This window comes from Undibacterium sp. TC4M20W (assembly GCF_049340245.1).
In the GTDB taxonomy this organism is placed as follows: domain Bacteria; phylum Pseudomonadota; class Gammaproteobacteria; order Burkholderiales; family Burkholderiaceae_D; genus Undibacterium.
Genome location: NZ_JBMPPI010000001.1, coordinates 125206 through 148776, shown reverse-complemented (window position 1 = coordinate 148776; position 23571 = coordinate 125206). Strand labels below are relative to the sequence as shown.

The 23571-nt window shown below is 51.9% G+C and carries 22 protein-coding genes; 16 read left to right on the top strand and 6 right to left on the bottom strand.

Annotated features, from left to right (window positions below):
• Positions 1-158: 158 nt before the first annotated feature.
• Positions 159-1460, top strand: coding sequence for a hemolysin family protein (locus ACO0LL_RS00750; RefSeq protein ID WP_422948983.1), 1302 nt, complete (start codon positions 159-161; stop codon positions 1458-1460).
• 118 nt (positions 1461-1578) lie between these two features.
• Positions 1579-5205, top strand: a complete 3627-nt coding sequence (locus ACO0LL_RS00745; RefSeq protein ID WP_422948982.1) for a bifunctional diguanylate cyclase/phosphodiesterase — start codon at positions 1579-1581, stop codon at positions 5203-5205.
• A gap of 119 nt (positions 5206-5324) precedes the next feature.
• On the opposite strand, the gene ACO0LL_RS00740 is transcribed toward ACO0LL_RS00745, so the two are convergent.
• A complete protein-coding gene (locus ACO0LL_RS00740) occupies positions 5325-6263 on the bottom strand; it encodes a DUF4214 domain-containing protein (RefSeq protein ID WP_422948981.1) in 939 nt (312 codons plus the stop codon).
• A gap of 130 nt (positions 6264-6393) precedes the next feature.
• On the bottom strand, positions 6394-7254 hold the full coding sequence (locus ACO0LL_RS00735) for an MBL fold metallo-hydrolase (protein ID WP_422949320.1): 861 nt from the start codon (positions 7252-7254) through the stop codon (positions 6394-6396).
• Between the two features lie 330 nt (positions 7255-7584).
• Between ACO0LL_RS00735 and ACO0LL_RS00730 the strand changes: the two genes are divergently transcribed.
• The gene (locus ACO0LL_RS00730) at positions 7585-8397 is read left to right on the top strand and encodes a sulfite exporter TauE/SafE family protein (protein WP_422948980.1); all 813 of its coding nucleotides are present in this window, start codon (positions 7585-7587) and stop codon (positions 8395-8397) included.
• On the opposite strand, the gene ACO0LL_RS00725 is transcribed toward ACO0LL_RS00730, so the two are convergent.
• The 3 genes from ACO0LL_RS00725 to ACO0LL_RS00715 all read right to left on the bottom strand — a co-directional run bounded on the left by ACO0LL_RS00725 (position 8394) and on the right by ACO0LL_RS00715 (position 10174).
• Complete coding sequence (locus ACO0LL_RS00725) at positions 8394-8741, bottom strand: ArsR/SmtB family transcription factor (protein WP_422948979.1); 348 nt, start codon at positions 8739-8741, stop codon at positions 8394-8396. The genes ACO0LL_RS00730 and ACO0LL_RS00725 overlap by 4 nt on opposite strands.
• Before the next feature lie 150 nt (positions 8742-8891).
• Entirely contained in the window at positions 8892-9314 is a 423-nt protein-coding gene (locus ACO0LL_RS00720; protein WP_422948978.1) for a hypothetical protein, read from the bottom strand.
• Positions 9315-9463: 149 nt separating this feature from the next.
• Positions 9464-10174 carry a queuosine precursor transporter gene (locus ACO0LL_RS00715; protein ID WP_422948977.1) on the bottom strand — a complete coding sequence of 237 codons (711 nt, stop codon included), beginning with the start codon at positions 10172-10174 and terminating at the stop codon, positions 9464-9466.
• Between the two features lie 235 nt (positions 10175-10409).
• Here ACO0LL_RS00715 and ACO0LL_RS00710 point away from each other — a divergent pair, with 235 nt between their 5' ends.
• Positions 10410-11702 carry an HD-GYP domain-containing protein gene (locus ACO0LL_RS00710; RefSeq protein ID WP_422948976.1) on the top strand — a complete coding sequence of 431 codons (1293 nt, stop codon included), beginning with the start codon at positions 10410-10412 and terminating at the stop codon, positions 11700-11702.
• Positions 11703-11713: 11 nt separating this feature from the next.
• Here ACO0LL_RS00710 and ACO0LL_RS00705 read toward each other — a convergent pair whose 3' ends face one another.
• Positions 11714-12367: a GntR family transcriptional regulator gene (locus ACO0LL_RS00705; protein ID WP_370529427.1), complete on the bottom strand. Its 654-nt coding sequence runs from the start codon at positions 12365-12367 to the stop codon at positions 11714-11716.
• Positions 12368-12563: 196 nt separating this feature from the next.
• Here ACO0LL_RS00705 and dctP point away from each other — a divergent pair, with 196 nt between their 5' ends.
• From dctP to ACO0LL_RS00645, 12 genes are all read left to right on the top strand, one after another.
• Entirely contained in the window at positions 12564-13592 is a 1029-nt protein-coding gene (gene dctP / locus ACO0LL_RS00700) for a TRAP transporter substrate-binding protein DctP (protein ID WP_422948975.1), read from the top strand.
• Positions 13589-14152: a TRAP transporter small permease gene (locus ACO0LL_RS00695; RefSeq protein ID WP_422948974.1), complete on the top strand. Its 564-nt coding sequence runs from the start codon at positions 13589-13591 to the stop codon at positions 14150-14152. Before dctP ends, ACO0LL_RS00695 begins: the two co-directional genes overlap by 4 nt.
• Entirely contained in the window at positions 14149-15498 is a 1350-nt protein-coding gene (locus ACO0LL_RS00690; protein WP_422948973.1) for a TRAP transporter large permease, read from the top strand. The genes ACO0LL_RS00695 and ACO0LL_RS00690 overlap by 4 nt, the downstream gene beginning before the upstream one ends.
• Positions 15498-17162 carry a malonate decarboxylase subunit alpha gene (gene mdcA / locus ACO0LL_RS00685; RefSeq protein WP_422948972.1) on the top strand — a complete coding sequence of 555 codons (1665 nt, stop codon included), beginning with the start codon at positions 15498-15500 and terminating at the stop codon, positions 17160-17162. Before ACO0LL_RS00690 ends, mdcA begins: the two co-directional genes overlap by 1 nt.
• Before the next feature lie 11 nt (positions 17163-17173).
• Positions 17174-17488, top strand: coding sequence for a malonate decarboxylase acyl carrier protein (mdcC, locus tag ACO0LL_RS00680; RefSeq protein WP_422948971.1), 315 nt, complete (start codon positions 17174-17176; stop codon positions 17486-17488).
• A complete protein-coding gene (locus ACO0LL_RS00675) occupies positions 17485-18384 on the top strand; it encodes a biotin-independent malonate decarboxylase subunit beta (RefSeq protein WP_422948970.1) in 900 nt (299 codons plus the stop codon). The genes mdcC and ACO0LL_RS00675 overlap by 4 nt, the downstream gene beginning before the upstream one ends.
• Positions 18377-19090, top strand: coding sequence for a biotin-independent malonate decarboxylase subunit gamma (mdcE, locus tag ACO0LL_RS00670; RefSeq protein WP_422948969.1), 714 nt, complete (start codon positions 18377-18379; stop codon positions 19088-19090). The genes ACO0LL_RS00675 and mdcE overlap by 8 nt, the downstream gene beginning before the upstream one ends.
• Before the next feature lie 3 nt (positions 19091-19093).
• Positions 19094-19783: a malonate decarboxylase holo-[acyl-carrier-protein] synthase gene (mdcG, locus tag ACO0LL_RS00665; protein WP_422948968.1), complete on the top strand. Its 690-nt coding sequence runs from the start codon at positions 19094-19096 to the stop codon at positions 19781-19783.
• Positions 19777-20700: a triphosphoribosyl-dephospho-CoA synthase MdcB gene (gene mdcB, locus ACO0LL_RS00660; RefSeq protein WP_422948967.1), complete on the top strand. Its 924-nt coding sequence runs from the start codon at positions 19777-19779 to the stop codon at positions 20698-20700. The genes mdcG and mdcB overlap by 7 nt, the downstream gene beginning before the upstream one ends.
• Complete coding sequence (locus tag ACO0LL_RS00655; RefSeq protein WP_422948966.1) at positions 20693-21628, top strand: ACP S-malonyltransferase; 936 nt, start codon at positions 20693-20695, stop codon at positions 21626-21628. Before mdcB ends, ACO0LL_RS00655 begins: the two co-directional genes overlap by 8 nt.
• A gap of 47 nt (positions 21629-21675) precedes the next feature.
• Entirely contained in the window at positions 21676-22308 is a 633-nt protein-coding gene (locus ACO0LL_RS00650; RefSeq protein ID WP_422948965.1) for a carboxymuconolactone decarboxylase family protein, read from the top strand.
• 172 nt (positions 22309-22480) lie between these two features.
• A complete protein-coding gene (locus ACO0LL_RS00645) occupies positions 22481-23521 on the top strand; it encodes an IS110 family transposase (protein ID WP_422948964.1) in 1041 nt (346 codons plus the stop codon).
• Positions 23522-23571: the final 50 nt, after the last annotated feature.

Genomic DNA, 23571 nt, shown 5'->3' with positions numbered 1-23571 from the left:
ATTCATGGGTTTTGTCATGTAACTTGCTCGCATGTATCTTGCTTAGATGTGGCAGAAGGGCAGTTTTTCAAGCTGGTCTCATGCAAGCCTGTGCATTTGCATGCAAAAAGGGGCAATTTAGTCTAAAGTGTCGGGGTGTTCATTACAAAGGTTGAGCGTTGGATAATTTATTGTTGGTGCTGGCTGCCCTGTTACTGGTCTTGTTAAATGGCTTTTTCGTGGCGGCAGAATTCGGTCTGGTAAAGTTGCGTCAGACCAGGGTGCGCAGTATTGCAAAAACCTCAGGTTTGCGTGGCCGCCTCTTACTCACGGTGCATCAACACCTGGATACCTATTTATCTGCCTGCCAGCTCGGTATTACCCTGGCATCTCTGGGCCTGGGCTGGATAGGTGAACCTGCCTTTGCGCGTCTGCTGCACCCAGTATTTTCTCTGGTCGGGATAGACTCTGAAGAGTTGATACACGGCATTTCATTCTTTTTTGCTTTCTTCGTTATTTCCTTCCTGCATATCGTGGTTGGCGAGCTTGCGCCAAAATCGATGGCGATACGCATGCCTGAGCGCGTCTCTTTGTGGACTGCGCCTGCCCTGTATGCATTTTACTGGTCCATGTATCCGGCGATCTGGACCCTGAACTTCAGTTCCAACAAGGTCTTGAAATGGATAGGCCTGAGCGCAGAGCATGGTGGTGACGCTCATTATTCGCCTGAAGAACTCAAGCTCATCCTGCGCGGCAGCCATGGCGGCAAGAAAGAAACCCGCGATGAGTGGAGCATCATGGCCCAGGTGCTGGACTTTGGTGGCCTTGAGATTTCTGACCTGATGCGCCCCATCAATGAAGTTGTGGCCATGCACAAAGGCGCCAGCCTCGAAGAAAACATGCAGACCGCGGCGCGTAACCGCTTTAGCCGTTACCCTTACTTTGATGAAGATGAAGAAACCGTGCTCGGCATGCTGCATCTGAAAGACTTGTTCCTCGCGCAGCAGGCTGGCAAGCAGTTGGATGACCTGAGCAAGCATTTGCGCCAGGTTGAGTTTGTGCCACCGACCATGCCGGCACTGGAATTGTTCCGCCGCTTCCGCAAGGGTGCACCGCATTTTGCCATTGTTGGTGTGCGCGGCAGCAAACCGGTAGGATTTTTGACACTGGATAATCTGTTGAGCGCTCTGGTAGGCCAGATACGCGATGAATTCCGTCAGAATGAAAACGACTGGACAACACTGGACGATGGTACCCTGATAGGCAAGGGCAGCCTGCCACTGTTCACGCTGGGCAGTGCGCTGGGCTTTGATGTCGATAGCGATGAAGTCGAATCCATAGGCGGCCTGATCATGCACAAACTCGGTGATTTGCCGGTGGAAGGCCAGAAAGTCGAATTTGAACGCTTTGATGCCGTTGTCAAGAAAATGAATGGCCCGCGCATCATTCTGGTCAGGATACATCCTAAATCCGAGGCTTAGGCGAGACATCAGGGTAATTAGAGCTTGCCTCAAAAGAAACTTGTTTTAGAATAGTTGCTTATCCTGGTCAGCATGTCCTGCTGACTTTTGTTGCCCGGTTCTTGAAAGCACTGAAGCAATGGCCATTCAAAACAGCTTATCCACCTATGCGCGCAGCTTTTGGCTGACACTGATGGTATTTGCTGTGTTCACCGCAGTGTTTGGCTGGTATGTGTATTCAGAAAAAACTGTCGATCGCCTCAATGACTTGCGCTTTGAGTCCCATGCCCTGTCGCAGGAATTACAGCAAAGTTCAGAAGACCTGACGCGCATGGTGCGCAGCTATGTGGTCACGGGTAACCCTGACTACAAGCGTTATTACCAGCACATCCTTGACGTGCGCAATGGCAAGGCCGCCCGGCCAGCATCGCTGGGACAAAACTTGTTCTGGGACCTGGTACCTGCCAGTTATCCTGCTGCTCCTGAAAAAACTGCCCCGGCTAATTTACGCGTCCCGCTGATGGACCTGATCCGTAAAACAGGTATCACACAAAAAGAATTAACACTGCTGGAACAGGCCAAGCAAAATTCTGATGCCCTGACAGCAATAGAGTACCGGGCCATGTACCTGATCGAACACCCGGGCCTGAATGTGAATGAAGCCAGGGATCAGGCCAGCGGCCTGCTCTATGATGAACGTTATCGTCTGGCCAAACTGGCGATCCTGCGCCCGATTGCCGAGGCCAGTGATTTGATGGAAAAGCGCGGCGTGGCCCTGGTGGAAGATGCCGCACAGTTTGCGCTGCGGTTGCGCATGCTGTTTATTTTGCTTGGTATCCTGCTGGTGGGCCTGTTGTGGCGTGCCTACCGCTCCCTCAACAGGAGCCTGGGTGGCACCATACATGAAGTGTCTGCCAGTCTCATCAATCTGGGCAAGGGCAATTTCACGACACCTGTGGTCGTCAAACCGGGCATGGAAGAAAGCATCATGGGCTGGCTGGCGCTGACCCAGGCCAGGCTGGCCGAGACAGACGAGGCACGCAAGCTGGCAGCACACAAAAGTGAGCGGCTTAGCCGGCTATACAATGCATTGAATCAGTGTAATCAGTCTATTCTGCGTCTGGATGACAAGGAAGATTTACTGCCGCGTATCTGTGAAAATGCCGTCACCATCGGCGGCTTGAAAATGGCCTGGATAGGCCTGGTGGATGAAGCCCGGCAAGTACTTAACCCGGTCGCTTTCTATGGCGCCGGAGCCGGATATCTCGAAGGCCTGCAACTTACTGTACACCCTGAGCAGGCAGACAAACATGGCCCCAGTGCCCTGGCCTATCTGCATAACCGGCCATACTGGTGTCAGGATTTCCTGCATGATGAATTGATGGCGGCCTGGCATGAGCGTGGTGCGGCACAAGGCTGGCGTGCTTTTGCTGCTTTGCCCTTGCTCAAAAGTGGCAAAGTGGTGGGCACTTTCAATCTGTATGCAGAAAATGAAAATGCCTTTGACGAGGCTGTGCAGGATTTGCTGATGGAGTTTGCCACCGATATCAGCCATGTACTGAACCGCTTTGAGCTTGAAGATGAACGCCTGCACGCCTTGCAGATGGAAGAATTGCGCAGCTACATGCTGGAGCGGATCACTGCCAATACCACCCAAAAAGAATTGTTCCATGATGTCGTCCTCAAGGTTGAATCCTTGTTGCCCGACTGTCTGTGCACCATCATGCTGCTGGACAAGGATCGCATGCATTTGCGTACCGGCGCAGCCCCCAGCCTGCCTGAGGTTTTTACCCGTGCCATAGAAGGCGAGCCGATAGGCCCGGGCGTAGGTTCATGTGGTAACGCGCTGTTCACTGGTGAACGCACGATAGTCACGGATCTTTCCGCCCACGCCTATTGGCGCGATTACCGGGAGCTTGCAGAGCAATGTGATTTGCGTTCCTGCTGGTCAGAACCGATACGCTCTGCCGAGCGCAAGGTGATAGGCGCATTTGCCATTTATCACCACCGGCCCTCGGTACCAGATACCTTCTCGCTTAACTTGCTGGAGATGGCCGCCAACCTTATCGCCATAGGCATGGAGCGCAAACAGGCTGAAGAAAGTTTGCACAAGCTGTCGCAGGCTGTCGAACAAAGTTCGAATGCCATTGTGATTACCGATACTGCGGTCAACATAGAATATGCGAATGCGGCTTACCTCAAAAATGCAGGCAAGGAACTCCGCCAGGTCGTAGGCCGCAAACCCAGTATCATGCGTTCACGCAAGACCTCGCCAGACGTCTATGCCGACATGTGGCAACAACTGGGCCGGGGTGAAAACTGGAAGGGCGAACTGATCAACCGCTATGCCGATGGGCTCGATCATACTGATCTTGCCCATATCTCGCCGATCAGGAACAGCGAAGGCTTGGTCACGCATTTCTTGTCGATACAGGAAGATATCAGCGATAAAAAACGTACCGAAGAACGTATCAAATATCTGGCGCATTATGATGCGCTGACCGGTTTGCCGAACCGCACCCTGCTGGATGAACTGGCGCGTTATGCGCTGAGCCTGGCAGAACGTAATCAGGATGCACTGGCGGTCATCTTTTTTGATCTTGACCATTTCAAGGACATCAATGACACCCTCGGTCACAGTCTCGGTGACATCCTGCTGGTCGAATTGGCCAAACGCCTGGTGGCTGCCATGCGCGAGAACGATACGATTTCGCGCCTCGGTGGCGATGAATTCATTTTGTTGTTAACCGGTGTCGATGAACACAAGGTCGAGCAAGTCTTGCAAAAGCTCATGCAGGTTGTGAATACTTCATTCCACCTTGGTGAATATGATTTGAATGTGACTGCCTCCATGGGTATTGCAATTTACCCCAACGATGGTAAAGACCTGGAAACATTATCGCGCAATGCTGATGCCGCCATGTACAGGGCCAAGCGTGAGGGCCGTAATTCCTATCGCTTCTTTACCCAGGAAATGCAGGAACGTTCCACCCGTCACCTTGAACTGGTGAACGCCTTGCGTCAGGCGCTGGAGAAGCAGCAATTCCAGCTGCATTTCCAGCCGCAACTCTCGATGCGAACCGGCCATGTACTCGGTGCAGAAGCGCTGCTGCGCTGGCACCATCCTGTGCTGGGCCATGTCTCGCCCGCAGAATTTATCCCGGTGGCTGAAGACAGTGGTTTGATTTTGCCCATAGGTGAATGGGTCTTGCGCGCAGCAGCAAAACAATGGAAGCACTGGCAGGCCAGTGGCTTGCCGGATTTACTGATTGCGGTGAACCTGTCGGCAGTCCAGTTCCGCCATCATGATTTGCCTGCGCTGGTGACGCGCATATTACAAGAGGCAGATATGCCGGCAGCATGCCTGGAACTGGAACTGACAGAAGGCGTGGCCATGCATGATCCGCAAGGCGCAATTGCTGTCATGAACAACCTGCATGAACGCGGCATACGCATGTCCATCGATGATTTTGGTACTGGTTATTCTTCACTCAGTTACCTGAAGAAATTCAAGGTCTACAAGTTGAAGATAGACCAGAGTTTTGTACGCGATATCACCAGCGACCCGGAAGACCGTGCCATCGTCAGCGCCGTCATCAGCATGGCCAAGAGCCTGGGTTTGATGACTATCGCCGAAGGCGTGGAAACCGCAGAGCAACTGGAATTTTTGCGGCAGCAGCAATGTGACGAAGTGCAGGGCTACTATTATTCCCGGCCTTTGCCGCCAGACCAGTTTGCAGAATTTTTCAGGGATAGTTTGAATTAGTGCTGACTGGTACTACTCATCTAGATTGATGCTGACAACTCCAGTCAGCATCAATTTGCATTGATCAACATAAAGTACCGCAATAGCCCGGCCTGCCACTTCATCCAGCACCATTATGATTAACCGTAAGGAATGAACTCTATGCCGTGGGATATCTGGCCGATAACCTGCGCGAAATTTTCGGTACTCTCGCTGAAGCTGGCCAGGATGTCGGGGCGCGACATGCCTGCCTGGATACGGCCATTCCAGTAATCAAAGCCTGCCTGATCAGGATTACGGTGCAAGACATTATTGTACAAGGCAGTCATGAAAGCATTGTCCGTAATATTGTCACCATATAGTTTTTTGAACTCTGCAGAATTGACAAAACCTGCAGCGGCATGATTGAGGGTTTCTGCACCGCTGTCGAGTTGTCCTATCCAGTAACCCAAACCCGCCTTGTCCGGTGTGCGATTGAACGCTGCCTGGTACAGACGATATGCCTGCCCCGCATTGCCATCAATGTCGATTGCCAATGTTTTGTCGGTGAATTGCAAACGTTCAATATTGGTAAAAGTATCGGTGAGCCCATTCACTGCAGTGCCTGGTGCCACTATGGTAGTGATCATACCGGTTTTTGTCAGATTGACGCTGAAGTAGCCGGACGCAATATTCATCAATACCGTATCTGTCCCCGCACCTCCGTCATAAGTATCTGAGCCAGAACCAAGGGCAAACAGATCATTGACAGCCGAACCTGTCCAGTTATCGTTGCCTGATACCATGTTGATGAGTACCTGATCCAGTTTGTTCCAGTCATCGGACGATGACAGCAGATAGTTCAGATTGCTGATGCTGAATTGTTCCTGGCCAAGTCCATTCTTCACAGTGACGGAAGTAATGGTGCCTGCCGTTGGCATGCTCACTCCTGTTGTATAACTCAGTCCTGTACCCGTCCAGCTGGCTTGCATCTGATTGGTAATGAAAAAGCCCGATGTCAGAGTTTGTACGCTGGAGGTAACAGCCGCATTCTGAGCACTAAAGAACAGACCCTTGCCGTTGATTTTGATGTTCGCCATGAATTTCCCTGGAAGTGGAGGTGAGGCTCAAATTGAATACCGGGATAGAAAAATGTCCTCAAGTGCAAAATTTTAGCATTTTATTATTATGTGGTTGATAAGTATCTACTTATCCGGGCTGGCTGCTTTTTTAAAGGCTGTTCAATGGTATTTTCAAATAGCGTATGCCGTTGTTTTCCGCATTCGGCAAGGCACCTGCGCGGATGTTGACCTGTATTGCCGGTATCAACAGATAAGGCATTTCCAGCCCGCTGTCACGCTTCTGGCGCAAGGCGACAAAGTCAGTTTCACTGACACCATCACGCACATGGATATTGTCTGCCTTTTGTCTGGTTACGCTGGTATGTGTGCAGACTTCGCGCCCGGCAGGCGGGTAATCGTGGCACAGAAATAAGCGTGTATCAGTCGGGAAGGACAAGAGCTTCTGTATCGAGTGGTATAACTGAGCAGCATCCCCTCCAGGAAAATCACAACGCGCAGTACCAACGTCAGGCATGAACAAAGTGTCGCCGACAAAAATACTGTCACCAATGACATAGGCCATATCCGCCGGTGTATGCCCAGGCACGTTGATTGCCTTGGCTTGCAATTGACCAATGGAGAATTCTTCCTGATCCACGAACAGCACATCAAACTGTTCACCATTCACCGGGAAGTCTGGCCCCAGATTAAACATGACCTTGAATACTTTTTGCACCGCGCTGATATTCTTGCCTATGGCAATTTTGCCGCCAGCTTTTTTCTTGAGATACTGCGCTCCTGACAAATGATCAGCGTGGGCGTGGGTTTCCAGCAGCCATTGCAGGGTCAGCTTGTTTGTTGCAAGAAACTCCAGCACCTGGTCAGCAGATTTGTTCGTGGTATGCCCCGATTTGGGTTCGTAATTCAGTACCGGGTCTATCACTGCCGCATGGCCACCAGGCGCATCGAATACAACATGAGTGGCGGTACAGGTCTGTGTATCGAAAAAACTGTGTACATGTGGCTTGATGTCTGGATTCATGATGAACTCGCGCATGGCGATGAAATGAGTTCTCGAATAATAACAAAAATGTTGCTGATTTTGACATTTAGCATGCTTGTGCGGGATCAAACCAGGTTCAAGACTCGACGCATGAACATGACAGGAATACTATAGTGAACTTTTGTAATGTGGGATTTTGTAGTTAAGACAGAGTGCATTCCGCTTGCGCGACGATGATGGCTGCGTTGCAAATGCTCACGATAGCTTTGCATCTTGCCCTGATCACCGGGTAAGCGTCTTTCACTTCTGTTTTAATACAATAGCTCACTAGCATATTTTTTAATTCAGACTCCCGATATGTTCATTTCTGCAGCAGAACTTGTGGTGGCGCCCATCGGTGCCATGGTTGGTCTTGTCATGGGCCTGACCGGGGCAGGCGGCGGCATACTGGCAGTACCAGCGCTGGTGTATACCCAGGGCTTCAGCATGCAGCAAGCGATGCCGGTAGCCCTGCTTGCCGTCAGTAGCGCAGCCCTGATAGGTGCCATAGAAGGCCTCATGCGCAAGCTGGTGCGTTACCGTGCCGCCATGCTGATGGCAGTTGCTGGCAGCCTGCCGACACTGCTGGGCGTGCAGGTCGCCCACCGCATGTCACAGCAGTGGTTGATGCTGGTATTCGCCCTGATACTGGGTGTGGTGGCGGTAAGACTCATCGTGCAATTGCGCTCGCCTGATTGTGATGATGCTCAGCGTGCTGCGATGGCACGTATCAATGCCAGTACTGGCCGCTTTGAATGGTCAGTCAAGACCGGGGCCGTGATTGCCGGCATAGGCGCCGTGTCCGGTTTCATGACAGGCTTGCTCGGTGTCGGTGGCGGTTTTGTCATTGTGCCCATGCTCAGGCATTACACCAATGCCAGCATGCATGTGGCGGTGGCGACTTCATTGCTGGTCGTCAGCATCGTCGGTACGATGGGGGTAGGGTCTGCGTTGCTGAGTGGCGCGCAACTGCCAGCTTTGTTGTCAGCCATGTTTGTTGCAACTACGGTAGGTGGCATGCTGCTGGCAAGACGCATAGCCTTGCAATTGCCAGCAAAAAAAGTGCAGATGATCTTCGTGGGTTTGCTCTTGTGTGTGGCCACCAGCCTGGTCTATCGTGCCGTGGCTTAGTTGATGCTGCTACGGTTGCTGATACCGTTCAGCACTGCCGCCTGTGATTCCAGTTGTCGTGCGACATTGCCACAGACCAGGTCGCACAGCGCATAGATCGATTCATCGGCGATATGGTAATACACCGAAGTGCCACGCCCTTCGCGTGCTACCAGGCCATGCTTGGCCAGGGTAGAAAGATGGCGTGAGACATTCGCCTGCGAGCAGGAGCAACGCTCGGCCAGTTCCCCGACATTGTGTTCTTTTTCGCGCAGGCAATTCAAGATGCGCAAGCGGGTAGGCTCAGCCAGCGCCGAAAAATAATGGGCAATCTGTATCAAAGCCTGATCAGATAATCCGTCCATGGCAGTCAATGTAGTAGTGGGAATCTCTCTATCATACTCTGAGTCTGGAAAGTTGCGCGCACTCAATTTACTATTTGCGTAATTGCGCAAATAAGATATTACATTTTCGTTGGATACTAAAAAGGTATCTGCGAAAAACCTGCTAAAGCATTAAAAAAATATACCTTTAAGTCGCAGCAGGTATGCAGGCAGCCTTGTCGGGTGGTGCTTGATGGAAAGTATTTTGTGCAAACTGTGTTGAGTGCAGGTAACTGAAAACCTGTACTCACCCTTGATAGAGAAATGAATGCGTGAATTTGGGGCTGCCAGCTTGTCGCTCAAGCGCCGTCCTGGGTCTTTGCGCCTGCCCTGCAATTTGCGAGTATTCAGTAAAATGGCCTGCTGTTTCTCGCGGCGATCAGCATTGCGCCGGTTGTCTGTCTGACGGCGTTCTATTTCTGGCCAGGTGGCTTCATCACCACTGGCTTTACCCTCTGGTGTTTGCCCCTGAGCAACAAGGCGGCGGTGCTGACTACTGGCATGCGGCATTTCTGCGGCTTGCTCAAAGATGCGGAATACTTTTAAAGGAAACATGACATAAGTGCTGAAAGTAAGGCTGTTCGCATTTAGAACGGTAAAATTGCCTAAAACTTTAGCAAGCCTGTTTTCACAGGCCTGCCAAACTTGAAGATAATTTCATGTGGGAAATGTTTGCTGCTGCTCGCACTTAATTCAAACTTAGTTCACACCTTTAACTGGAAAGGCGTGAAATTAGTATCCTTGTCATAGTAATCTTCATTTTCCTTGCGCTTCAGGAAAGCGACTACCTTATAAGTCACCGGCGTCATGACAACTTCCCAGCCGGTTTTCAGTACATATTGCGCGACCATGACGGTGATCAACTGGCTGTCTGACCAGATGCCATAAAAGGCAATCACATAAAACAGGCTGGAATCAACAAATTCGCCGCATATCGTCGAGCCTATGGTGCGCATCCACAAATGCCGGCCCTCCATCGCGACTTTCATCTTGGCCAGCACATAGCTGTTCACAAAGCTGCCACACCAGAATGCTGTGACCGAACCCAGGATAATTCTTGGAGTATTACCAAATACCGCCGCCAGATGGGTCTGGTATTCGGTATTGAATGGGTCTGCTGCCGGCGTCAGCGCTAGTACCACCACCGACATGATGGCCGCAAACAGTACGGCACCAAAGCCTGCCCAGATCACACGGCGGTCGCGCCCATAACCATATACTTCGGTCAATACATCGCCAAATATATACGAGATAGGGAAGAACAAGACGCCGGCACCAAACGTCACTGTCCCCAGTATCGGCAAGGTCACCTGTGCGGCCTTGGCTGCGCCTATCAGGTTGGAACATAATAAAACCGTGACAAAGGCTGCCATCACAAAATCGTAATATTTATAACTGCCAAGTGGTCGTGTCATGTGATTGATCCTGGAATATCGCTAGAATTTTTCTGCCAGCAAGCATGGCATGGGCATCAGGCATATTCGACATCCGGGGCAAGCTTGTCAACCTTGAATCAGATTTTTGATGAAAAAAACCTTAATTTGCACAGGCCCATGCATGAAAACATCTGCAACAAAGTTCAGCGCTTTTGCTGCGTTTTGCAAATCTGCATTTGCTACAATGAATCTATCTCAGTTTTAAAGTGTTTCCATGTGCGCAGCCCCAATTACCGTTGATGTACCCGTAGAACAGTTATGCATAGGTTTATATGTACATCTTGATATGTCCTGGCTGGAGCACTCGTTTGCGCTTAACAGCTTCAAGATCAAGAGTCAGGACGAGATCACGGCAATCAGGCATCTGGGTTTGAAAACCATCCGGGTCAGCCCGGCCAAATCAGATAACCGCCCTTTGCCACCGCCAGTAAAAACAGCGGAGTCTGTGGAGCCTGAGCCGGTCATGACGCTGAGCCCTGAAGAACTGGCTTTGATAGCAGAAAAAAAATCGCGCATAGAAAGGCTGATCAGGGAGCGTAACGCTATCGCCCAATGCGAAAAGCAATTGCTCAAAGCAGCCAATACGCTCAAGAATATTACCCGTAACCTGTTTTCGCGTCCGCAGGAATCGGTGCGCGAAGCTGAGCAACTGGTGCAGCAAATGCTGGACTCCTTGCTGGTCGATAAAGACATTGCCATTCATCTCATGAATGACAAGATAGTCGGTGAAGAAGCCTATTACCATTCGCTCAATGTCGCCGTGCTGACCATGATGCTGGCAAAGGAATTGGCCTTTTCCGAGGATGACATCCGGCAACTCGGCATGGGTTGCATGTTCCATGATATAGGCAAGGTAGAAATCCCTGATCGTATTGTCAACAAGAGCTTTGCGCTGACCAAGGCTGAGCAAAACCTCTTGCAGATGCACAGCCATTATGGCCAGCAGATAGGCGAGAAGCTGAACTTGCCAAAAGGCGTCATCGACATCATCGCGCAGCATCATGAGATGGCCGATGGCAGCGGTTATCCGCAACAACTGAAGGCAGACCGCATTTCGCCGCTGGCACGCATCGTTGCCATCACCAATACCTATGACAACCTGTGCAATAAACCCAACCCGGCTGATTCCCTGAGCCCTTATGAAGCCATGTCCTATATGTTTGCCAACCAGCGCAAGCAATTTGATGCACCTGCCCTGAATCTGTTCATACGCTGCATGGGTGTCTATCCGCCAGGCACCATCGTCAAGCTCAGTGACGGCACACTGGGCATGGTGGTGGCGGTAAACTCCAGCAAGCCGCTGCGCCCCAGCGTATTGATCTACGACCCCAGCGTTCCCAAGTCCGAAGCCATCATCCTCGACCTGATACACGAACCCATACTCGACATCACCGCCAGCCTCAAGTCCGGCCAGCTGGCACCAGAAGTGTATGACTACCTGAGCCCGCGCAAGCGCATGACTTATTTCTTTGATACCGAGAAGGCCGAGAACCAGAAGCGCCCATAAATATACCGGGTTTAACTGGCTTGCCGCGGCAATGACGCAATCAGATCGGCAAAGCGCTGCCCCTGTATCATGATATGACCGCGCAATAAATTTGCGGTCAGTTCAGCTTCCCCTTGCAAGATGGCTTGCACCACCTGGTCATGCTCGTTGTAAGAATTGGCGACACGGTCACGCACACGCAGTTGCAAACGGCGGTAAGGGCGCAGGCGGCGGTGCAAATTCATCGCCTGCTTCTCCAGGAAGTCATTATGGCTGCCGCGATAAATCAGGTAGTGAAACACTTCATTCTTGTAAAAATACTCGTCCGGGTCTTCGGCATCACGTGCCTCTTTGCAGGCTTCATGGGCCGTTTTTAAATCTGCCTGTTCCTGTTTCGACATACGGCGCGCTGCCATGCGCCCGCACATGGCTTCAAACTCTGCCATGACTTCAAACATTTCTACCAATTGTTGCGGGCTGATGGTGGCCACCTGGGCACCACGCCTTGGTCGCATTTCTATGATGCCCATCGATGCCAGTTGTATTAATGCCTCACGTATTGGTGTGCGCGATACGCCAAAACGCTCAGCCAGTTCGGTTTCATCGAGATGATGGCCAGGCTGCAGTTGCCCTGTTGCTATTAATTCTTCTATTTCTTCTCGCAGGCTGGCTGAGCGGTTTTTCATTTTGCTAAGTCTTTTAGTAATTTATGTCTCCAGTATATATTCAAGTTGACTTTGAATGCAAAATAGTCGATCTTGTATACAAGAATTTTAATAAAGCATACAAGGCAGAGTGATAAGCGGGATATGCAAAGACCAAAGACGAGGCAAAACCTTGTCAAAAAGAGATGTCTCATCCATAAAAACCTTAGGAGTAATCATGTCGCAACTGAAGAGAAGAACAGTCTTGCAAGCTTTAAGTCTGGCCCCATTGGCGGCGGCATGGTCGCCACTAACTGCATGGGCGCAAAGCACGGCCCTAAAGATTTCCCATCAATTCCCGGGCGGCACACTGGAAGAGGGCGACTTTCGTGACCGTCTCTGTCGCATGTTTGCTGCAGAAGTACAAAAGCGTAGCAATGGCAGCCTGAAGTTTGAAATTTATCCCGGCTCTTCTCTGATGAAGACCAATGCGCAATTCTCTTCCATGCGCAAGGGGGCGCTGGATTTATCGCTGGTGCCTTTATCGTATGCTGGTGGTGAAGTGCCAGAAGTGAATATCGGCCTCATGCCCGGCCTGGTGCCATCCTATGAAGTTGGTGCAGCATGGAAGAATGCTGAAGTTGGCAAGGAACTCAATAAACTCTTACTCGACAAGGGCATTGTCGTGGTCAGCTGGATTTGGCAGGCCGGCGGCGTGGCATCGCGTACCAAGGCAGTGGTTGATCCTGATGATGTCAAGGGCATGAAGATACGAGGTGGTTCACGTGAAGTCGATCTGGTGTTGAAAGCTGCCGGTGCTGCCGTGGTGTCATTGCCATCGAATGAAATCTATGCGGCCATGCAAACCGGTGCGATGGAAGCAGCCATGACTTCATCGACTTCACTGATCTCTTTCCGCCTCGAAGAAGTGTCCAAATTCCTGACCAGCGGTCGTGGTCAAAGTTACTGGTATATGTTTGAACCCTTGATGATGTCAAAAACGATTTTTGACAAGCTGACCAAAGACCAGCAAAACACCATCATGACCGTGGGTGCAGAACTCGAAGCTTTCGCCATCAAGGCTGCCAAGCAGGATGATATTGCCGTCGCCACCGTCTATGAAAAGAAAGGTGCGAAGGTAGTAGATCTGAATGCTGCCACGGTCAAGAAATGGCAGGCAATCGCCCGCACCACGGCCTGGAAAGACTATGCTGACAAAAATGAAAACTGCGCCAAACTGCTGAAACTGGCGGAGAAACTATTATGAGCCATGGCTTTGAAATAGCGACACCCAAAGGGCCGCCTGTTCCAGACCATCCCTTCGTTGCGCGGCTGTCAAAGGTACTGGACTGGATTAATAAAGCGATCGTGCGCATCTCCATGTTTGCCATGTTGCTGACAGCCTTCATCCTCACTTATTCTGTCTTCACGCGCTACTTGTTCAAGATACCGACAGACTGGCAGGATGAGGCTTCAGTTTTCATGCTGATAGGTGTGACTTTCTTTTCTGCGGCTTACGTGCAGTCTTATCGTGGTCACATAGGTATAGAAGTCTTGTCATCCATCCTACCACCGGCAGTTAACCGCTTTCGTTTGTTGCTGGTAGATATCATCAGTGCGACTTTCTGCATGTTTTTTTCCTGGAAATCCTGGACGCTGTTCCATGAAGCCTGGGTAGATGGCCAAACGACTTCATCGACATTCGCGCCGCCCTTGTGGATACCTTATGCCATGATGGCAACCGGCATGACCCTGTTGTCGCTGCAAATCCTGGTACAGATACTGGCTGCTGCCACCAATACAAGCAGCAAAGGGAGGCCAGCATGAGTCCGCTTACCCTTGGCGTCTTATATGGCATTGTCACTCTGGTCGTGATGTTTTCCGGCATGCCGATTGCCTTTGCTTTGGGCGTGGTGGCCACCGGCTTCATGTATTTTTTCATGCCTGCTGCATCGCTCGATACCATTACCCAGAACGTCTATGAAGAAATGGCGTCGATCACCTTGTTGTCGATACCGCTGTTCATTTTAAAAGGTGCAGCGATAGGCAAATCACCTGCCGGACGTGACCTGTATTCTGCTATCCACGCATGGTTGCACAAGGTGCCGGGTGGCCTCGGTATTGCCAACGTTTTCGCCTGCGCCATGTTTGCAGCAATGGCGGGTTCTTCACCAGCCACATGTTCTGCGATCGGTTCTGCTGGCATACCTGAAATGCGCAGGCGTGGTTATTCGCCCGGCTTCGCTGCAGGCATCATCGCTGCTGGTGGTACATTAGGAATATTGCTGCCGCCATCGATTACCATGATTTTGTATGCAGTCGCTGCCGAACAGTCTTTGGGACGTTTGTTCCTGGCTGGCATAGGCCCGGGTGTTTTGCTGGTGATTTTGTTTTCTGGCTATGCCGTATATCGCGCACGCCGTGAGTATGCGATTGCGTATAAGGCTTACGAGCAGGGGGGTGTCAAATCTGCCTACCTGGAAGAAGAACATTTTACTCTCTTGCAAAAAGTAGAAATGCTGCCGCGTGTGCTGCCCTTCGTCATCCTGCTCATCGGTGTCATGGTGGCTTTGTATGGCGGCTATGCCACACCGTCAGAAACAGCAGGTCTCGGTGCCTTGCTGGCGATGGTGCTGATTGCGATTGTGTATGGCGTCTGGCGCCCAAAAGATATCTCACCCTTCATCACCTCGACCATCAAAGAATCAACGATGCTGCTGTTCATCATAGGTATGTCGCTGCTATATTCTTATGTCATGAGTTATTTGCACATCAGCCAGTCGGCGGCACAATGGGTGGTCGATTTGCACCTGAGTAAATGGATGTTGCTGACAGTGATCTTGCTGATGGTGGTGGTATTTGGTTTCTTCTTGCCACCAGTATCGATTATCCTGATGATGTGTCCCATCATCTTGCCACCCTTGAAAGTAGCTGGCTTTGATCTGATCTGGTTTGGCGTGGTCATGACCATCGTCATGGAAATGGGCCTCATACATCCACCCGTGGGCCTGAATATTTTTGTCATCAAAAATATCGCGCCTGATATACCCTTGAAGGATATCGTCTGGGGTGTCATGCCTTTTCTGTTATTGATGCTGGTGGCCGTGATTTTATTATGTGTATTCCCGCATATCGCCACTGCATTTCCTGATGACTTGATGGGAGCAAAATAATGACCGCAGCCGGTCGCTGGAATACCCTGCAAACCAACCGCCAGCAGCGCCTGCAAAGGGCTGCCGATGTACTGGGCAATGATTTGCAGGGCAAACTATTTCCGCAGCAGCGCATAGGTGATTGCCTGCATGCGGTACTGGAAGCAGGCGACCGGGTTTGCCTGGAAGGAAATAACCAGAAGCAGGCAGATTTTCTTGCCAGGGCACTGACTAAGCTGGATGCGGCACGCGTCCATGATTTGCACATGCTGCTGTCCGTGCTGGCCCTGCCTGAACATCTGGATGTATTTGACAAGGGCATTGCCAGCAAGCTGGATTTTTCTTTTTCTGGCCCGCAGGCAGCACGCCTGGCCAAGTTGGCCTCGGCAGGCAAATTGAATATCGGTGCCATCCATACTTATCTGGAATTGTATGCACGCTATTTCGTCGATCTGACACCGCGCGTGGCGCTGGTGGCTGCACAGTCGGCAGACCGCGCAGGCAATTTATATACCGGCCCCAACACCGAAGACACACCGACGATAGTCGAAGCAACAGCATTTAAATCCGGCATCGTGATTGTCCAGGTCAATGAGATAGTCGATGTTTTGCCGCGTGTTGATATCCCCGCAGGCTGGGTAGATTTTGTCGTCCAGGCACCATCGCCGCATTACATAGAACCCCTGTTCACCCGTGATCCAGCCTTGATCTCCGAGATACAGGTCTTGATGGCGATGATGGCCATCAAGGGTATCTATGCCGAATATGAAGTCAAGCGCTTGAATCACGGCATAGGCTTTGATACTGCCGCGATAGAATTGCTCTTGCCCACCTATGCGGCGTCGCTGGGTCTGAAAGGCAAGATCGCCAGCCACTGGGCGCTGAACCCGCATCCGGCTCTGATACCCGCGATAGAAGCGGGTTTTGTAGAATCCGTGCATTCCTTCGGTTCTGAACTGGGTATGGAAGACTATATCCGCGCCCGGCCAGATGTTTTCTTTGTTGGTGCCGACGGCAGCATGCGTAGTAACCGTGCGCTGTCACAGGCAGCAGGACATTATGCCTGCGACATGTTCATAGGCTCCACTTTGCAAATCGATTTACAGGGCAATTCATCAACAGCTACTTTGGGCCGCATCGCCGGTTTTGGCGGTGCGCCAAATATGGGGGCAGATGCGCGTGGCCGTCGCCATGCCAGCCCCGCATGGCTAAAGGCGGGCCGCGAAGCACGTGCAGGCAGCAATCAAATACCGCGTGGGCAAAAACTGGTAGTGCAAATGGTAGAGACTTTCCGCGAGCATATGCAACCAGCCTTTGTGGAAAAACTCGATGCCTGGCAACTGGCAGAACAAGCGAAGATGGCGATACCACCTGTCATGATTTATGGTGATGACGTCACTCATATCCTGACTGAAGAAGGCATCGCCAATCTTCTTTTATGTCGTAGCGAAGAAGAGCGTGAACAGGCTATACGCGGTGTTGCAGGTTATACGCCAGTCGGCCTGGCACGTGACAAACGCATGGTAGAAAACCTGCGTGACCGCGGCATCATCAAACGCGCAGAAGACCTGGGCATAGACAAACGCATGGCCACGCGTGATCTACTGGCCGCAAAGAATATGAAAGACCTGGTACGCGCATCTGGCGGTTTATATCAACCGCCCAAACGCTTCAGGAACTGGTAAGGATCGTCATCATGGAAACTTTGGTATACCGTTTTGAGCAAGGGCAGCGCAAACTGGGATCAACAGCGCAACTGGTAGGCGTGGTCAGTTCCGGCAACCTTGAAGTATTGGTGCAGGCTGTGGATTTGCAGTCAGCCTGCGAGATAGAAATCAGCACGGCTGCCACCGGTTTTGGTGCGATCTGGCAAGCAGTCATGCATGACTTTAACCAGCGCTGGCAACTGGCAGATTGTCGCATTGCCATCAACGACATGGGCGCTACCCCCGCTGTTGTCAGCCTGCGCATGGATCAGGCCATAGAAGCCTGTCTGGAGCACGCCAAATGAGTAGCTATCTCGAAGCAACTGCCAGGCAAAGAGTGGCCGCACTGATCAGCGATTTCACAGAATTTCTGCCACCCGCAAAAGAGTGGACCAGTCCACATCTGCCGCAACTGAATGCACCGGTGTCATTTGATGATGGCGTCGTCATTGGTCGCGGCATCATCGATGGCAGGCAGGTCTATGTCGCCGCGCAGGAAGGCGGTTTCATGGGCGGCGCAGTTGGCGAAGTGCATGGGGCCAAGCTGGTAGGGCTCATGCGCGCTGCTGTCGTCCACAAACCGCAGGCACTGGTCCTGCTGGCAGAATCCGGCGGTGTGCGCCTGCATGAAGCCAATGCGGGTCTGATAGCCGTGTCTGAAGTCATGCGCGCCTTGCTGGCTGTGCGTGCGGCAGGCATACCCGTGATCGTCGTCATCGGCGGCAGCAATGGCTGCTTTGGCGGCATGGGCATAGTCTCGCGCTGTGCGAATACCATCATCATGTCGGAAGAAGCGCGTCTCGCCATGTCCGGTCCTGAAGTCATAGAAACCGCGAATGGCGTAGAAGAATTTGATTCACGTGACCGCGCATTGGTGTGGCGTACCACCGGCGGCAAGCACCGCTACCTGCTCGGCGATTGCCAGATGCTGGTGGCCGACGATGATGCCGCCTTCAAGACGGCGATAGTACAAGCCATGCAGGACAGTGTACAAAGCGAAGTTGCGCTTAGCCTGGCTGCACTGGAAGCAGAACAAAAAATGCTGACAGCACGCCTGCAAGATTTTGGTAGCAAGACTGAACCCATGGATATCTGGGCTGCCATGGGCATAGAAAATCCTGAGGATATTGCCATGCTCGATACCGACGCTTTCTTGCAAATGAGCGCCAGCATCAGGCAGACGGAGCGCCAACATGGATAGCATGCAATTACTTGCGCAATTATTCCCGCAAGGTCACGAGGTCACCATCGCCGATGATTTTATATCTGGCACAGCGACTATAGCTGGACAGAGCATCAGCGTCATCGGCACCAGTGGTCATACACCGATAGGCGTAGAGATAGCACTGGCACAAGCGAGAGCTGTGCTGGCGACGGTACGTGATCATCCCCAAAGGCCAATTTTTCTGCTGGTTGATACCCAGGGCCAGCGCCTGCGTCACAGAGATGAAATGCTGGGCATCAACAGCTATATGGCACATCTTGGGAAATGCATAGAGTTAGCCAGACAATCTGGCCACAAGATCATCGCGCTGGTCTATGACCAGGCTCTGTCTGGCGGCTTCATCACCAGCGGCATGATGGCCGATGCCTGTTATGCCCTGACAGAAGCCACCATACGCGTCATGGGCTTGCCAGCGATGGCACGCATTACCAAGGTGCCTGAAGAAAAACTGACTGCACTGGCGCTGCATAATCCCGTGTTCGCCCCCGGCCCTAAAAACTATGAACGTATGGGTGGCGTGCAGGCTATATGGGAAGGCGATCTGGCACAGTGCTTACGCGATGCCTTGTTGCAGGCAGATGCAACTGACAGGCGCAGTGAACTGGGCCAACAGCGTGGTGGCCGCCGCAAGTCACAGCAGGTAATAGAAGCTGTTCTATCTCAGGCTGCAGCAGTAAAATAGGGTATGGACAGTATCGCGCAATATCAAAGACATGATTTGGTCTGGCTTGCTGATGAAGCATGGCTGGCTGCCTTGCAGTCTTTTGGCGCACCAGACTTGCTCAGACAATGGCAGCAGGAAGAATGGCCCGCGGTAGTCACACGCCGCCATCCTGATGCGGCAGAAGATGAAGTCTGTATAGGTTTCCCGCTACCACCTGTCGATGGCAACAAGCTGCGCTTTGCTGCGATAGTAAAAGCTGGGCACATCGCCATCCACCAGTCTGCCTTGTCCTTGCATACTGTCATTGCTGTTGTACCGCCCGCATGGCAGGCAGGTTTGCAAAACCTGCACCAGCAAGCCCTGATGGCGGGTATCAAGCTACGCGTGTATGGCTCGGTCGCCATGCAGTTTTTGACAGGGCAAAATTATCTGAGTGCGACTTCAGATATCGATATTCTGTTCCGGCCTTATCACCAGTCGCAATTGCGCGCTGGTCTGGCTTTGCTGCAAGAGCTGCAAACGCTGCCGATTGATGGGGAGATTGTATTTCCTGGCGAGGCAGCAGTGTCGTGGAAGGAGTGGATACAGCCCGCTCACGCAAGCCAGGATTTTAATCAGCAACGCGTGATGGTCAAAGACATGCATGGTGTCAGCCTGCGTGCCCGGCAAAGCCTGCTTGATCTGTTGGCCGAGGGTGAATTGCCATGTTAGAAATTGCTCGTGCTTATCGCTACCTGCCAACTGCGTCCGTAGCAAATTGCGAGAGCAAGAAAAAATGTGTGGCGCAGCAGATCGCCAGAATCGCAGTGCGCAGCCTTTATGCCGAGCTGGTCTTGTATCCCAAACCCGGTCTGGTATCCCTGCGCGACAATGGTAGCCATACCGACATGGATGCTGCCTGTTTCATGCGCAGCCTGTTTTCTCTGCGCCATTATTTCAGAGACATTGCGTTCGCTGGTGCCATTGGTGCTGAATTTGAAGTGCTAAGACAACTGGGTATGGCAGCAGAACAGCGCATGCTGAAAGCGACCAGGGGCATCAATACGCATAGAGGTGCCATCTTTGCTTTGGGCATGCTCAGTGCAGCGGCAGGATATTGTTTGTCGCGTGACGGCGTAATGACGGCTGTGACTTTACGGCAGGCTCTCATATCGCAATGGGGACAGGCATTGTCAGTGCACAGTGCTCCAGAAGATACACAGCATCTGAGTCACGGCTTGCAGGCGGCAAAACGATATGCTGCCAGCGGTGCGAGGGAAGAGGCGGCCTTGGGTTTCCCTTCCATCTTTGAACTTGCACTGCCACGTTTGCAGCAAAGCCTGAAAGACGATCGCAGTCTGCATCTGGCGCAAGTCGATTGCTTCTTTACTCTGATGGCACATATCAGCGACACCAATCTCTATCATCGCGGCGGCATAGCAGGAATAGCTTATGCCAAAGATACGGCACAAAAATTTCTGGATCACGGTGGCACAGCTAATCCGCAATGGTTGATCATTGCAGAGAACTGTCATCGAGAATTCATCGCACGCAGACTGTCACCAGGAGGCGCAGCAGATATGCTGGCTGCAACATGCTTTGTACATTACTGCATGGAAGAATTTTCAGTAACGAGGATACATGAATAAGTTCGCCCTGCTATGTCCAGGGCAGGGGGCGCAGTCTGCGGATATGTTTGCGCTGGCCAGGCAGGACGCAAAGGCGGCCAGTTTTGTGCAAGATGCGTTGAGCCATAAGATAGAACAACACACACTCGCAGAAGCACTTTCATTACCTGATCTGCTATTTGAAAACCGCTATGCCCAGCCTTTGATTGTCGCCGCCACACTGGCCAACTGGCTGGCGCTACGCGATAATTTACCCAAACCTGACTTGGTCGCCGGATACAGCATAGGCGAAATTTCTGCGCATGCAGTCAGCGGCAGCATAGATGTGCAAGCTACCCTGCAACTCGCTACTACCCGTGCAGCTTTGATGCAAGCTTGCGTGTACACACCGCAAGGTATGCTGGCAGTTTCTGGCGTCGCCATCACTGATATACAAGAATTCGCTGCCAGCCATGATCTGCACGTTGCCATCATCACGGCAGACAATAAAACCATCATCGCCGGTCTGGCAGGCAAGCTCAGCGCGGCAATACCTGAAATTGCCAGGCTGCCTGGACACGATATTGCATACACAGAAATAGCTGTGCACATCGCCTCACATACACCGATGATGCTGGCTGCTGCACCTGGTTTTGCGCAGGCACTGAATGACATTCCCTTGCATGAAACCGACACTCCTGTATTGGCAGGTATAAACGCTGAAAAAGTCACGAAAGCAGTGTGCATACGCAGTAGCTTGCAGGCTCAACTGACCCAAACCATACAATGGCATGCCTGTATGGATGCAATGGCTGAAAGCGGCATCAGCTATGCGCTGGAACTGGGGCCAGGCTCTGCATTATCCAAAATGCTGCAAGCCCGCCACCCACAAATCGCCTGCCGCTCTATTGCAGACTTCCGCAGCCTTGAAGGTGTAGTCCACTGGGTGCAACGCCAGAGCGAGAATTGAAATTCACTAGCCCAAAGCAGCACAAAGCAGTACATACAGGAGACATCATGAAACGTATTACACTGAACAATATTCTCATTCCTATCATACTCACCATGACCATCAATACCCTGGCCCAGGCTGCCGAACGCCTTCCTGTGATACCGCCATCGCAATACACAGAAGAACAAAAGAAAGCCGCGGAAGAATTCCTGGCAACGCGCAAGGTGCCTGTCTTTGGCCCCTTCGAGCCCCTGATGCACAGCCCGCAAGTCATGAGTCAGGCACGTGCCATGGGTGATTATCTGCGGTACCAATCAGCCCTGGGCACTACCCTCAGTGAACTGGTGATACTGATCACTGCACGTGAATGGTCGCAGGATTATGAATGGTATGTGCATCACCCCATCGCCCTCAAGGCGGGTATCAAACCAGAAGTGACCGCTGCAATTGCCGATGGCAGACGTCCGACAGGCATGACAGACGATGAAGAAATCGTCTATGACTTTTCGATGGAATTACACAAGAACAAACGCGTATCCGACCGCAGCTATGAACGTGCTGAGAAGCGCTTTGGTAAAAAGGGGATCGTGGATCTGACAGGTATCAATGCCTATTACACTTTGCTGGCCATGCAGATGAATGTGGCGCAGTATCAGATACCCAAGGATGGCAAGAAGCTGGTGCGCTTTCCTGAGTGATTTCGAATTGTCCTCAGGCCTGGCAAGGCTTCACAAGTCTTGTCAGCGATTGAAAAAATCAGAGACCTGGCCTGCCTCTGGTAGGGTAATGAAATGTACGCCTCCCTCCCAAACGGCATCGTGATGTGCCAAAGTAGAGTTTCGACAAACTACTTAACAGAAGGGAAGCGTCATGGAAAAGATTACCGTAATTGGGTTGGATTTGGCAAAGAATATTTTTCAAGTTCATGGTGCCAATGCCCGGGGCAAGAAGCTCCTGTCGAAGAAACTCAAGCGTAGCGAAGTCATGGGATTCTTTGCCTCACAGGCACCATGCCTGGTAGGCATGGAAGCCTGTGGAGGAGCGCACGAATGGGCGCGGCAGATCCAGTCACTTGGGCATGATGTCAAGCTGATGGCACCCCAGTATGTCAAAGGCTTTGTGCAAGGAAACAAGACCGATGCCAGAGATGCCGCAGGTATCGCAGAAGCAGCAGTAAGAGAAAGTATCCAGAGAGTGACGATACGCAGTCGTGAAGAACAACAGATACAAGCCCTGCACAGAGTAAGAGAAGCCTGGGTCAAACACCGTACTGCGACCGCCAACCAGATACGGGGCCTGCTCGCTGAGTTTGGTCAGATACTCACTCCCGGCCTGCGCCACCTGCGCCGCGAAGTCGCCCTCTGGCAAGAACAAAGCCGCGGCATGCTCGGCATACTCAACGGCCTGGTCGATGAGTTACTACAGTATCTCAGTGAATTAGAAGAAAAAATTGGCAAAGTAGAGAAACAGATCAAACAAGTACTGCAAAGTAATCCCGCCTGCAAACTCATAGAAACCATCCCCGGCGTAGGCGTCCTCACCGCCACCGCCATCATCGGCAGCTTTGGACGGGCAGAGAACTTTACAGAAGGACGCAAGTTTGCCAATGCCCTGGGGCTGACACCGAGAGAACACAGCAGTGGTGGCAAACAAGTCCTGCTGGGACTCAGCAAGCGAGGTAATGGTTATGTACGCAAACTCCTCGTCCATGGGGCCAGGTCCGTCTTGCAGGCCAGGATCAACAAACCGGCCTATGCCGAAGACTGGGTCGTACAACTGGCCAAAAGGCGGGGACACAACATCGCCGTGTGTGCTCTGGCAGCCAAGAATGCCAGGAGGATCTGGGCGATGCTGCAGAGCGGAGAAGTATTCCGTGCTGATTACGTGCAGACCAACGACGTCTGCACGTAATCAGCACGGTTTGAAAGAACAGTAGCAACCACAAAGCAGGGGCGAGGCAG

Coding starts and splice junctions, on each gene's coding strand:
- ACO0LL_RS00740 (WP_422948981.1), bottom strand. CDS start 6,263: ATGGCGAACATCAAAATCAACGGCAAGGGTCTGTTCTTTAGTGCTCAG.
- ACO0LL_RS00710 (WP_422948976.1), top strand. CDS start 10,410: ATGTGCGCAGCCCCAATTACCGTTGATGTACCCGTAGAACAGTTATGC.
- ACO0LL_RS00675 (WP_422948970.1), top strand. CDS start 17,485: ATGAGTAGCTATCTCGAAGCAACTGCCAGGCAAAGAGTGGCCGCACTG.
- ACO0LL_RS00715 (WP_422948977.1), bottom strand. CDS start 10,174: ATGACACGACCACTTGGCAGTTATAAATATTACGATTTTGTGATGGCA.
- mdcG (WP_422948968.1), top strand. CDS start 19,094: ATGGACAGTATCGCGCAATATCAAAGACATGATTTGGTCTGGCTTGCT.
- mdcE (WP_422948969.1), top strand. CDS start 18,377: ATGGATAGCATGCAATTACTTGCGCAATTATTCCCGCAAGGTCACGAG.
- ACO0LL_RS00650 (WP_422948965.1), top strand. CDS start 21,676: ATGAAACGTATTACACTGAACAATATTCTCATTCCTATCATACTCACC.
- ACO0LL_RS00725 (WP_422948979.1), bottom strand. CDS start 8,741: ATGGACGGATTATCTGATCAGGCTTTGATACAGATTGCCCATTATTTT.
- ACO0LL_RS00745 (WP_422948982.1), top strand. CDS start 1,579: ATGGCCATTCAAAACAGCTTATCCACCTATGCGCGCAGCTTTTGGCTG.
- ACO0LL_RS00690 (WP_422948973.1), top strand. CDS start 14,149: ATGAGTCCGCTTACCCTTGGCGTCTTATATGGCATTGTCACTCTGGTC.
- mdcC (WP_422948971.1), top strand. CDS start 17,174: ATGGAAACTTTGGTATACCGTTTTGAGCAAGGGCAGCGCAAACTGGGA.
- mdcA (WP_422948972.1), top strand. CDS start 15,498: ATGACCGCAGCCGGTCGCTGGAATACCCTGCAAACCAACCGCCAGCAG.
- ACO0LL_RS00705 (WP_370529427.1), bottom strand. CDS start 12,367: ATGAAAAACCGCTCAGCCAGCCTGCGAGAAGAAATAGAAGAATTAATA.
- dctP (WP_422948975.1), top strand. CDS start 12,564: ATGTCGCAACTGAAGAGAAGAACAGTCTTGCAAGCTTTAAGTCTGGCC.
- ACO0LL_RS00720 (WP_422948978.1), bottom strand. CDS start 9,314: ATGTTTCCTTTAAAAGTATTCCGCATCTTTGAGCAAGCCGCAGAAATG.
- ACO0LL_RS00730 (WP_422948980.1), top strand. CDS start 7,585: ATGTTCATTTCTGCAGCAGAACTTGTGGTGGCGCCCATCGGTGCCATG.
- ACO0LL_RS00655 (WP_422948966.1), top strand. CDS start 20,693: ATGAATAAGTTCGCCCTGCTATGTCCAGGGCAGGGGGCGCAGTCTGCG.
- ACO0LL_RS00695 (WP_422948974.1), top strand. CDS start 13,589: ATGAGCCATGGCTTTGAAATAGCGACACCCAAAGGGCCGCCTGTTCCA.
- ACO0LL_RS00645 (WP_422948964.1), top strand. CDS start 22,481: ATGGAAAAGATTACCGTAATTGGGTTGGATTTGGCAAAGAATATTTTT.
- mdcB (WP_422948967.1), top strand. CDS start 19,777: ATGTTAGAAATTGCTCGTGCTTATCGCTACCTGCCAACTGCGTCCGTA.